Origin of the sequence: Bacillus sp. 1NLA3E, from assembly GCF_000242895.2 — a bacterium.
GTDB lineage: Bacteria > Bacillota > Bacilli > Bacillales > Cytobacillaceae > Bacillus_BU.
The window spans coordinates 4,525,827-4,537,185 of the sequence record NC_021171.1 but is presented as its reverse complement, the minus strand read 5'-3'; the positions used below and the strand labels follow the sequence as shown (position 1 = coordinate 4,537,185).

Sequence of the window (11,359 nt, the reverse complement as noted above, 5' to 3'; positions counted from 1 at the left end):
CTTCTATTAATAAAAACGCTTGTAGCCATCAAAATGTTGTTTGTAATACGGATTGTTAAGATCAGTAATCTGTACACCGTCGGAATCGGCTTGAATAAACTGATTTCCGCCCAGATAGATGCCCATGTGTGAAATGCCTGTTTTATAAGTATTCTCAAAAAACAGCAAATCGCCTGGCTCCGGAGTGGATACATAGTAAGAACGATTATAATAGCCTTCGGCGGAAAGGCGACTCAATGGCTTTCCTGCCTGGTTATAAACATAGAAAACAAAGCCGCTGCAATCAAAGCCTGCAGGTGTAGTGCCACCCCATACATAAGGAGCCCCGAGCACAGCATTGGCGGCATTTACAATGCTGTCAGCGCTAGATGAAGGATTGTTCACTGGTGTTACCGTGATAGGCGCAACTGTATTTACGGTTGTCTGTGTGCTGCCGTTATTGGAAGTTTGAGCAGATGTCACCTTTAGAGTTCGTCCAACATAAATTAAATCAGAAGTAAGATTATTTAACAGTTTTAGATCGGTTACGGTTGTACCAAATTGCCGAGCGATTTGACTCAAGGTGTCGCCACTTTTGATGGTGTAGCTACTCGAGTTTGTTGATATTGATGTGGAGGCTGTTTGTACTGGAACTGTTGGCGCTGGTCCTGCTGTGATATCAGGGGTTGAAACCTTTAACACATTTCCAGGATAGATTAAATGTGTGGTAAGCCCGTTCCAAGTCATTAGGTCTGAGAGTGAAATACCATGTTGAACAGCTATTTTGCTTAATGTGTCACCACTAACAATGGTATAAGTTTTGCTTTGAGTAGGTGTTTGAACTGTCGGTTTAATAGGTGCAGCACTAGTGTTAGTCTGGGAAACTACTAAACTTTGATTAATTAAAATAAAATCGGAACTTAAAGAGTTGAGTCGTTTTAATTCGGAAATACTAGTTTGGTATTTAAGTGCGATATGTGACAGAGTATCCCCTTTTTGGACTATGTAGGAATTTGCTGAAACACCACCCGCGAATGCTGTTGATAGAATCGCTAACGTTGCCGCGGATACAATTTTTTTCTTCAAACTTTTCACCGCCTCTAGCTATTTTTCGAACATTTAACCTAATTTTACCACAAAGGTTCGAGTTATTAAGCTGATAAACTACAAAACCGATCAGATTAGTCCAACAGTCACAGTAATGTAAATAATTTGTCAAAAAATAGGTATTTCAATCGATTTACAATTCTGTTTATTGTAACTAAAATGAGTTGTATAGAAACTGGGAGGACAAGTGGGATAATGGAACGAAATATACAAACTGAAGATATTAGATTAGGAAGCTTCCAAGAGTTGATCGTAAAAGCATACGAGCGGGGCACGTCTGATACGGAGATCACGGTGGGGAAACTACTTGAGGATCTCATCTTTGATTTGAAAAATATGATTGTTAAATAGGATTTAGCAGTTTGATTAGAATGAGATTATTAATTGTTTCATTTCTGTTAGGTTCGTATTTCTTGGTATAAACCCACAAAAGTTGCGGGTTTTTTATTTTTGTCTAATAATATTTCCGCTTATAAGCGGTTACATAAAAGACGGAATCGTTAGCTTACTTTTGGGTGAAAAGGAAAAACCACACTTTTCCCAAAATTACCTGTTAATTCCTAAAAAAATAGTGTTAAATAGAGTAATTAATATGAAACAATGACAAATACCATAATAATTTGACAGCAAAATATGATAATATTATACAACAGGTTTTATAATTCGTGCTTCGGAGGCTGAAATGGAAGAGACAATTAGTTTAAAAGAATTATTTGATACATTAAGAAAACGACTAAAATTAATTGCCATTATTACAATTACAGCAGTTCTTATTAGTGGAATCTTTAGTTATTTTTTCCTAACACCAATTTATCAGGCATCTACGCAATTACTAGTCAATCAGTCGAAAAATGAGCAGACTATGTACAACTATAACGAGGTTCAAACAAACCTGCAGCTAATCAATACGTATAACGTAATTATAAAAAGCCCTGCAGTCTTGGATTTAGTTGTTAAAGAACTTGGACTGAACATGACAACAGCGGAACTTAATGAAAAAGTTACGGTTCAAAATGAAAAGGACTCTCAAGTGGTCAATATAGCGGTTCAGGATCCTAGTCAAGCTAAAGCAGCCCAAATTGCCAACAAAATAGCTGATGTCTTTAAAAAAGAAATCGTCAAAATCATGAATGTTGATAATGTAAGTATCCTAGCAATAGCAACAGTTGCAGAACATCCATCCCCAATCAAGCCAAATCCACCGTTAAATGTGGCAATCGCACTTGTTGTGGGCTTAATGGCGGGCGTTGGATTAGCCTTTTTATTAGAATACTTGGATAACACAATTAAAACTGAGCAGGATATTGAAAAAATTCTAGGATTGCCAGTGTTAGGAGTGATCACAAATTTTGAAGATGATCATTCAAAAAACGAAGGAATCCGTAACGTTCGAAACTCTAGAGTAAGGAGTGAGTCGATTGGTTCTTAAAAAAAGCCCAAGACCGGTAAAGAATTTAAAACAACGAAACTTAATCACAAAACTCAAACCGAAATCACCTATATCGGAACAGTATCGGACAGTTCGGACCAATATTCAATTTGCTGAAATTGACCAAGAACTTAAATCTATTTTGGTGACATCCACAGGACCAGGAGAAGGGAAATCAACAACGGTTGCCAATCTTGCCGTGGTGTTTGCACAGCAAGGAAAACGAGTTTTACTTGTTGATGCAGATTTAAGAAAACCAACTGTTCATTTCACTTTCCAAATCTCAAATATATATGGGCTAACAAATGTCTTAACAAAACTTAGGTCGTTGGATGAAGCAATTGCGGCCACCGATATTGAAAATTTGTATGTTTTAACAAGTGGGCCAATTCCACCAAACCCAGCTGAGTTATTAGGATCTAAAGCGATGCGAGAATTCATTACAACAGTTGAAGGTGAATATGACATCATTCTTTTTGATACACCGCCTGTATTGGCTGTAACTGATTCGCAAATACTGGCAAATATTTGTCAGGGTAGCTTACTGGTAGTTTCTAGTGGTCGTACCGAAATCGATATGGTAACTAAGGCGAAAGACTTATTGTTATCGGCTAAAGGAAAGATCCTTGGGGTAGTGTTAAATAACAAGAAGGTGGAAAATTCCAATTACTATTATTATTACGGGGTAAAATAAGTTAGGATTCGACAAAATACCACTCTTTACCCTATATTACGATAACGTTACTATTAAAAAGCTGAAAGAAATAGAAAATAAATGGAAGGAGTGGTTTCGATGATTGACATACATTGTCATATTTTGCCTGGTATTGACGACGGTGCTAAAAATATTGAAGATAGCCTTAATATGGCTAGAGCTGCAGTTAAACAAGGAATTCATACGATCATCGCTACCCCGCACCATCAAAATAGTAAATATTTGAATCCTAAAGAGGATATCCTCTTGAAAGTTTCGGAACTAAACGAAGCTATTCAAGAGGAAAATATTTCAATAACGATCCTTCCAGGTCAAGAAACAAGAATATATGGTGAGATTTTAGAAGACTACAATAATAACGAAATCCTACCTCTAAATCATTCAAATTATCTTTTCATAGAGCTACCATCAGGACATGTTCCTAGGTATACACAACAATTGTTATATGATATCCAGTTGCAGGGATTAATCCCGATTATTGTTCACCCAGAGAGAAATCAAGAAATCATAGAACGACCAGAGATTTTATTCCAGTTCGTTGAAAAAGGAGCCCTAACTCAAGTAACAGCAGCAAGTATATCTGGGGCTTTTGGAAAAAAAATTAAAGAATTTTCATTTCAGCTCATCGATGCAAGCTTAACGCATTTTCTTGCATCAGACGCCCATAATATTTCGAATCGAAACTTTAAGGTAGTCGAAGCGTTTGATTTGGTCGAAAAGAGATATGGAGTCGATACTGTTGATATGTTTTTAGAAAATGCGGAGTACTTAGTCTCTGGAAAATCGGTCTTTAAAGACATCCCTACAAAAGTAAAGAGGAAAAAGATTCTAGGAATATTTTAATCTCTTAATGTTTTAACATCGAAGACTAACAATCTACTTTTGTCAGGTAACTTCCTGACCGGTGAGGCTTCCTGTCCGATATCTACGGAGGTACTCGATTATGCTGTGGGATACAGGGATTGTTATCCTTAGACGCGAATGTCGTCACTAGCATGGTGTGAGGATGGGTTTGATGCCCATTTTATTGATCTGTGAAATGTGAAGTTTTTTTGAAGTTGGCGGTTTTATAGATACCTAATGATAGGACGTGTATCGACGTGGGTTATCATTAGGTATTTATTTTGGTATGTGGAATTAGATTGAATATCCATATAATTCTATTTATTCATAAAATTGCAACTGCAACCTCGTTTTATGGGGGTGGTTTTGAAAATTGAAGGGGAGGGTTCGATTGGCCTATAGAACACGATTAACCATGTTAGCTTTTCTTGATTCAATCATTGTGCTTACAGCTATTTATATTAGCTTTTTAACTTTACATCCGAATCTGTCGATCTTTAAGATGCCGACCCTGATGCTGACTGCGATTACTTTATTACTTAGTCACCATTTCTTTGCATTTGTTTATAAGCTATATAAAAAGGCATGGGAGTATGCGAGTGTTGGCGAAGTAATATCAATAGTTAAGGCAGTGACCTTCTCGATTGGGACAACCTTAATCATGCAGTTACTTGTCTTTCATGATGCATATGTTCGCGCACTGATGATTGCCTGGATGCTGCACGTGATTTTGATTGGCGGTTCCCGGTTTTCATGGCGAGTGGTTCGGGACCGCTATATAAGCACACAAACACAAATGAAACGGACGTTAATCATCGGGGCTGGAGCGGCGGGAACGATGGTTGCCCGTCAAGTATTGAATAACCATGACACGGAGTTAAAGCCGGTCGCCTTTATTGATGATGATCCGAAAAAATATCGTTTGGACATTCTTGGCTTACCGGTGGTTGGCAATGTCAATCATATCACCAAAACGGTGGAAACATTGCAGATTGATAATATCGTGATTGCGATTCCTTCACTTAGTAGAAAAGAATTGAAGCGGATCTATGATGAATGCGCAAAAACAAAAGCGAAAACGAAAATCATGCCGATGTTAGAAGACATTATGCTCGGAAAAGTGTCAGTCAATCACTTCCGAGATGTTCAAGTTGAGGATTTGCTGGGACGAGAACCAGTGGATTTGGATATCGCTGGTATTTCGGAATATGTGAGTGGCAAGACGGTACTTGTGACAGGCGCTGGAGGGTCAATCGGTTCAGAAATTTGTCGACAGATATGCAAGTTCTCGCCGCGGAAGATTGTTTTGGTTGGTCACGGTGAGAATAGCATTTATGGGATTGATATGGAGTTGAGAAACGCCGTTCCTCCTTCAATTGAAATTGTTCCGGTTATTGGTGATATTCAGGATCGAGAGCGAATATTTGAAGTGATGGAAATCCATCGACCTAGTGTTGTCTATCATGCGGCAGCGCATAAGCATGTTCCGTTGATGGAGTATAACCCAATGGAAGCGGTTAAGAATAATGTGTTTGGGACGAAGAATGTGGCGGAAGCAGCCCACAGTTTCGGTGTTGATACGTTTGTGATGATTTCTTCGGATAAGGCGGTTAATCCTACTAATGTGATGGGGTCGACAAAGCGGATTGCGGAGATGATTATTCAGAAGTTAGATAAAGAGAGTAAAACGAGGTTTGTGGCTGTCCGGTTTGGGAATGTGTTGGGGAGTCGCGGTAGTGTGATTCCGTTGTTTAAGAAACAGATTCAGGCAGGTGGGCCGGTGACGGTTACGCATGAGGATATGACGAGATATTTTATGACGATTCCAGAAGCTTCGCGGCTTGTGATTCAGGCAGGGTCTCTTGCGCGTGGTGGGGAGATTTTTGTTTTGGATATGGGTGAGCCGGTGAAGATTGTTGATTTGGCACGGAATTTGATAACCCTTTCGGGTTATTCTGAAGATGAGATTGGGATTGGATTTTCAGGTTTACGACCTGGGGAGAAGATGTATGAAGAGTTGCTAAATGCAGAGGAGATTTATCCTGAGCCGGTGTTTCCGAAAATTTTTATTGGGAGAGCGGTGCTGGAGCAGGAAGCGGAAGTCGGCTATCTACTGGAGCGGTTTGAGAGTTTTACACCAGTAGAAATAAAAGAATATGTCATTAATCTAGCAAATCGACGAGTAAATAAAGTTTATGATGTTGCAAGTAATCAATAGGGAGATGCTCAAGTGAAAAAGGTCCGTAAAGCAATAATCCCGGCTGCTGGGTTGGGTACAAGATTTTTGCCGGCAACGAAGGCAATGCCAAAGGAAATGCTCCCGATTGTCGATAAGCCGACGATCCAGTACATAGTAGAAGAAGCGATTGCATCAGGAATAGAAGATATTATCATCGTAACCGGAAAAGGTAAGCGGGCAATTGAAGACCACTTTGACTTTGCCTCGGAACTTGAGCAAAACCTAATAGAAAAAGGAAAGCTAGATTTGCTGGATAAGGTTCGCTATTCTACTAATTTGGCAGATATTCATTATATTCGTCAAAAGGAACCAAAGGGGTTGGGACATGCTGTTTGGTGTGCCCGTAACTTTATTGGCGATGAACCGTTTGCAGTCCTGTTAGGAGACGATATTGTTCAGAGTGAGACTCCATGCCTTAGACAACTGATGAATATATATGAAGAAACTCATTCATCCGTGATTGGCGTTCAAACAGTTCCTGATGATGAGACGCATCGGTATGGGATTGTTGAACCTTCGGTTCAAGAAGGACGAAGATATAAGGTGGAGAACTTTGTTGAGAAACCAGTTCCTGGTACTGCGCCGTCTAATCTGGCCATTATGGGGCGTTATATCCTGACTCCAGAGATCTTTTCGTTCTTGGAGAATCAGGAGACTGGTGCAGGTGGGGAGATTCAGTTGACGGATGCGATTCAGAAATTGAATCAAATCCAGCGGGTGTTTGCTTATGATTTTGAGGGCAAGCGGTATGATGTTGGGGAGAAGATTGGGTTTGTAAAGACTACGGTGGAGTTTGCGCTGCAGGATGAGGAATTGAGATCTGAATTGCTTATCTTTCTTAAAGAAGTAATGGAGATGGGGAAAGTACAAATAAAGAAGTAGGTTATAGGCTCCTTTTCGTATGAGTAGTTTAATCATAGGATAGGAGCTGATGTTTTGATGTTTTCAATAAAGAGTGAATTGCTCAATTTCAATATATTACTGAACAGTTTTTGTTTTATTAAATTGAGAATATATAGGTATGAGTATTAAATGAATCTGGTATTTAGTGGGTTAGTAGTTAGTTGGATAGGGTATTTAAGATTCCAATTAAGTACTAAGCGACTAAAAATGTATTTATATATGTGAAATACCTAAACTTGAATAAAGTGAGGAATTAAAATGATTGATACCCAATTAAGAAATATACCATTCTCTCCACCCGATATTACAGATGCAGAGATTGAAGAAGTTATAAAAGCAATGAAGTCTGGTTGGATTACAACTGGACCGAGGACAAAAGAGTTTGAAAAAAGAATAGCTGAATATATTGGTGCAAATAAAGCTGTTTGCCTCAACTCTGCGACAGCAGCTATGGAGCTTACTTTGCGAATTTTAGGGATAGGACCTGGCGATGAGGTCATTACTTCAGCCTATACTTATACAGCATCTGCTTCAGTTATAGACCACGTAGGTGCGAAAATTGTACTGGTTGATACTGCCCCAAATTCGTTTGAGATGGACTATTCTAAACTTGTTGATGCTATAACTGAAAAGACAAAAGCTATCATACCTGTTGATATTGCAGGGAAGATGTGTGATTACGATACCATATACAAAATAGTAAATAGTAAAAAGGAACTATTTAAGCCTAACAATGAACTTCAAAAGTTATTTAATCGAGTAATTGTTATGACAGATGCTGCTCATGCTTTTGGAGCTGAGAGAAATGGATTAAGTTGCGGGCAAGTTGGAGATTTTACTTGCTTCTCCTTTCATGCAGTAAAGAATCTTACAACTGCTGAAGGTGGTGCAGTTGTTTGGTGTGATGACCTTGGATTAGATGATGAATGGCTTTATAAACAATATATGTTATACAGCCTTCATGGTCAGTCTAAAGATGCTTTAGCTAAAACCCAAAAAGGTGCATGGGAATATGATATTGTCTATCCTGCATACAAGTGCAATATGACTGACATTATGGCAGGGTTTGGCTTGATACAGTTAAATAGATATGAAGGTCTGTTGAAAAGACGTCAAGAGATTATTGAAATGTATGATAAAGCATTTTTACCATTAGGTATTCAGAGTTTGCAACATTATGGAGAGGACTTTGCTTCATCAGGTCATCTTTATTTAGTGAGAATACCTGGAATTGGGGAATTTGAAAGAAATGAAATAATAGAGAAAATGGCTGAGAATGGGATTGCTTGTAATGTTCACTACAAGCCACTACCTTTGTTTACAGCATATAAGAATTTAGGATTTCATATAAAGGATTATCCTAATGCTTTTGATGTGTATAAGAATGAGATTACATTGCCACTTAACACATTACTTATTGATGAAGATGTAGAGTATGTAATTGAGAACTTAATGAAGATAATGAATGAAGTCTTAAGTGATTAGTCTCGAGTAGGAGTGACAAAATGTATAAGAGTTTTTTTAAAAGAGTTTTTGATCTCATTTTGGCAATAATAGCTCTGCCATTTTGGCTTATTATATTAGTTATTGTAGGACCAATTATTTATTTTCAGGATAAAGGCTCAATTTTTTATAATGCTCCTCGTCTAGGTAGGAATGGGAGAGTATTTAAAATGTATAAATTCCGTTCAATGAAAATAAATGCACCTGACCTGAGAAATGAGGATGGCTCAACCTTTAATGCAGAAGATGATCCAAGATTAACTAGGATAGGGAAGTTTATTCGAAAGACAAGTTTGGACGAAACACCACAACTACTAAATATTATTAAAGGTGACATGAGCATCATTGGACCTAGACCAGATTTACCTGAGCATCTTAAATTATACGATGGCAATGAAGCCCGTAAGTTAGAAGTTAGCCCGGGTGTTACCGGTTTTAACCAAGCTTATTATAGAAATACGGTACCGTGGAAAGAGCGTATTCAACACGATATTTACTATATTGATAATTTGTCTATTTTGCTTGATGTAAAAATCTTCTTTAAAACTGCGGTATCAGTGTTAAAGCGTGAAGATGTATTTGTTTCTGAAAATAGTACAAAATCTAGCAAAAACAAGACTGTAGGTTTGTAGGAGGGGAAATATTATATGAAAGAAAAAAACACGGAAGATGCAGTAACCTTCTATGAACTAGAGTGGGACACAGAGTTTTTTGGTGTTTCTTGTGCAAAAACAGTTTTAAATAAGTCACTTACATCTATTGAATGGAATGATCTTAAAACTAGATTTACAGATTATCAGTTTATTTCAATCGAGAATCGTGATTCAGAACCTATTAATGCTCAGTTGATAGGAAGGGATACTTCGGCATTTTTGGTGGATGTGAATATACAGTTTGTGAAGAAAATTGAAGGTTCACCTGAGATGCCAAAACACATCACAGTTTATCAAGCGTTAGAGAGAAATGATCAATTGCTTGAGATAGCAGATTTTCAGTTCTCAAAGTTTACAGAGGACCCAGAACTAGCTAAACGTGGTGGGCATCTTGTTTACCATCAATGGTTAATAAATTCATTTGAAAAGTCCGGCAAGTTTTATGCGTTATCAATGAATGAAAATGGTGATATTAACGGTTTTCTTTTGCATTCTTATTCAGATGATGCATGTGTGATAGAACTTATAGCTGTGTCCAAAGCGGCCACTAAAAGTGGTATTGGTAAAGGCTTATTCAATGCGGTAGAATATTCAGCATATCAAAAAGGCTTTAACATACTTAAAGTCGGTACTCAGGTCCGAAACATGGGAGCTATTAACTTTTATCAAAAAGTTGGTTTTAAACAGGTAGGGTGTCATCAAGTTTACCATTTATGGAACCTTTAGAGGAAATCGCATAAAGATGTGGTGTGTGGCAGAAATCGAGGAGAGATTTTTTTGAGAGTATTATACATTGCTACTTCGTTTCCGGAGCCAGGTAAGGGAGCTACAATATATACAGATCTAGCAGAAGCATTATATGAAGCGGGTCATGAGATTACAGTAGCTGTATCCGAACAAGCGAAAGATAAACAACATACAGAAATGAAGAAAGAGCGAGGTTTTGATGTTCTTCGAATTGTAACTGGAAATTATTATGATGTAGGTTTTATAGAAAAAGGTATAACTACTTTAAAAATACCAGTGCTAATGAAAAAAGGAATAAATAAATATTTAGGGAAAAGAGAATTTGATTTTATCTTATTTGAATCACCACCAGTCACTAACGCCGGATTGGTAGCATGGGCTAAGAAACAGTTCAATTGCCGGTCATATCTAATGCTCAAAGATATTTTTCCTCAGAACGCAGTAGATTTAAGAATTATAAAAGAAAACGGTATTTTACATCGTTATTTCACATCAAAGGAAAAGAAATTATTAGAAACTGCAGATTACATTGGTTGTATGTCTAATGCTAATAAGCAATATGTGTTAGATCATAATTCATGGATTAATTCTGCAAAAGTTGAGGTTTTCCCTAATACTAAAAAATTGACAAATTTCTTTAATTCAGAAGAATTTCCAATGAGAGAGCGATTTGGAATTCCCGAAGGAGCATGTGTTTTCCTTTTTGGTGGAAACATGGGGAGACCACAGTATTTAGATCTTTTATGTGAGACTATTAAAGGATGCAAGAATGAAATAAATATGTACTTTCTCTTTATTGGTAGAGGAACTGATAGATATAAGTTAGAGAAGACGATAAAAGAAAATGATATTTACAATGCTCTTGTGATTGAGAATCTTCCGAGAAATGAGTACGAACAAATAACAAAAGAATGTGATGTTGGACTGATTGTCCTGGACCCACGATTTACAATTCCAAACTATCCGTCTCGTATTCTAGCATATATGGAATATGCAAAGCCTGTCATTGCTGCCACAGATAAAGTTACTGATCTTAAAGAGATGATTGAGAAAGCTAATTGTGGTGAGTGGGTGTGGTCTGGTGATGTTCAAAAATTTATAAAAAAGGCAAAAGAAATGGCAGAATCAGAAAGCCTGTCTGAGATGGGAGCAAAAGGACGTAAGTATTTAGAAAGTAAATTTAATGTTAAGCGTTCTGTTGAAATTTTAGAGAATCATTTTGGAAAGGAGAGGTAGTGAAC

At 37.5% G+C, this 11,359-nt stretch carries 11 protein-coding genes; 10 read left to right on the top strand and 1 reads right to left on the bottom strand.

Features of this window, described 5'->3' with window-relative positions; all coding sequences use genetic code 11:
- Window positions 1-6: 6 nt before the first annotated feature.
- The gene (locus B1NLA3E_RS21750) at window positions 7-1,065 is read right to left on the bottom strand and encodes a C40 family peptidase (protein ID WP_015595974.1); all 1,059 of its coding nucleotides are present in this window, start codon (window positions 1,063-1,065) and stop codon (window positions 7-9) included.
- A gap of 216 nt (window positions 1,066-1,281) precedes the next feature.
- On the opposite strand from B1NLA3E_RS21750, the gene B1NLA3E_RS25455 reads away from it, so the two are divergent.
- The 10 genes from B1NLA3E_RS25455 to B1NLA3E_RS21705 all read left to right on the top strand — a co-directional run bounded on the left by B1NLA3E_RS25455 (window position 1,282) and on the right by B1NLA3E_RS21705 (window position 11,354).
- The gene (locus B1NLA3E_RS25455; RefSeq protein ID WP_187292125.1) at window positions 1,282-1,437 is read left to right on the top strand and encodes a hypothetical protein; all 156 of its coding nucleotides are present in this window, start codon (window positions 1,282-1,284) and stop codon (window positions 1,435-1,437) included.
- A gap of 331 nt (window positions 1,438-1,768) precedes the next feature.
- The gene (locus tag B1NLA3E_RS21745; protein ID WP_015595973.1) at window positions 1,769-2,515 is read left to right on the top strand and encodes a YveK family protein; all 747 of its coding nucleotides are present in this window, start codon (window positions 1,769-1,771) and stop codon (window positions 2,513-2,515) included.
- On the top strand, window positions 2,505-3,209 hold the full coding sequence (locus B1NLA3E_RS21740; protein WP_015595972.1) for a CpsD/CapB family tyrosine-protein kinase: 705 nt from the start codon (window positions 2,505-2,507) through the stop codon (window positions 3,207-3,209). The genes B1NLA3E_RS21745 and B1NLA3E_RS21740 overlap by 11 nt, the downstream gene beginning before the upstream one ends.
- Window positions 3,210-3,308: 99 nt before the next feature.
- The gene (locus B1NLA3E_RS21735; protein ID WP_015595971.1) at window positions 3,309-4,073 is read left to right on the top strand and encodes a tyrosine-protein phosphatase; all 765 of its coding nucleotides are present in this window, start codon (window positions 3,309-3,311) and stop codon (window positions 4,071-4,073) included.
- A 391-nt stretch (window positions 4,074-4,464) separates the two neighbouring features.
- Window positions 4,465-6,291: a polysaccharide biosynthesis protein gene (locus B1NLA3E_RS21730; protein WP_015595970.1), complete on the top strand. Its 1,827-nt coding sequence runs from the start codon at window positions 4,465-4,467 to the stop codon at window positions 6,289-6,291.
- 12 nt (window positions 6,292-6,303) lie between these two features.
- On the top strand, window positions 6,304-7,194 hold the full coding sequence (gene galU / locus B1NLA3E_RS21725; protein ID WP_015595969.1) for a UTP--glucose-1-phosphate uridylyltransferase GalU: 891 nt from the start codon (window positions 6,304-6,306) through the stop codon (window positions 7,192-7,194).
- Between the two features lie 279 nt (window positions 7,195-7,473).
- On the top strand, window positions 7,474-8,700 hold the full coding sequence (locus B1NLA3E_RS21720; protein ID WP_015595968.1) for a DegT/DnrJ/EryC1/StrS family aminotransferase: 1,227 nt from the start codon (window positions 7,474-7,476) through the stop codon (window positions 8,698-8,700).
- A gap of 20 nt (window positions 8,701-8,720) precedes the next feature.
- Complete coding sequence (locus B1NLA3E_RS21715) at window positions 8,721-9,350, top strand: sugar transferase (RefSeq protein ID WP_015595967.1); 630 nt, start codon at window positions 8,721-8,723, stop codon at window positions 9,348-9,350.
- A gap of 15 nt (window positions 9,351-9,365) precedes the next feature.
- Window positions 9,366-10,097 (top strand): GNAT family N-acetyltransferase, encoded by a 732-nt coding sequence (locus B1NLA3E_RS21710; protein ID WP_015595966.1) that lies wholly within the window; start codon window positions 9,366-9,368, stop codon window positions 10,095-10,097.
- A 51-nt stretch (window positions 10,098-10,148) separates the two neighbouring features.
- A complete protein-coding gene (locus tag B1NLA3E_RS21705) occupies window positions 10,149-11,354 on the top strand; it encodes a glycosyltransferase family 4 protein (protein WP_015595965.1) in 1,206 nt (401 codons plus the stop codon).
- Window positions 11,355-11,359: the final 5 nt, after the last annotated feature.

What these genes read in the sequence shown, in the direction of transcription:
- B1NLA3E_RS25455 (WP_187292125.1), top strand. Translation starts at nt 1,282, where the DNA reads ATGGAACGAAATATACAAACTGAAGATATTAGATTAGGAAGCTTCCAA.
- B1NLA3E_RS21745 (WP_015595973.1), top strand. Translation starts at nt 1,769, where the DNA reads ATGGAAGAGACAATTAGTTTAAAAGAATTATTTGATACATTAAGAAAA.
- B1NLA3E_RS21735 (WP_015595971.1), top strand. Translation starts at nt 3,309, where the DNA reads ATGATTGACATACATTGTCATATTTTGCCTGGTATTGACGACGGTGCT.
- B1NLA3E_RS21720 (WP_015595968.1), top strand. Translation starts at nt 7,474, where the DNA reads ATGATTGATACCCAATTAAGAAATATACCATTCTCTCCACCCGATATT.
- B1NLA3E_RS21715 (WP_015595967.1), top strand. Translation starts at nt 8,721, where the DNA reads ATGTATAAGAGTTTTTTTAAAAGAGTTTTTGATCTCATTTTGGCAATA.
- B1NLA3E_RS21710 (WP_015595966.1), top strand. Translation starts at nt 9,366, where the DNA reads ATGAAAGAAAAAAACACGGAAGATGCAGTAACCTTCTATGAACTAGAG.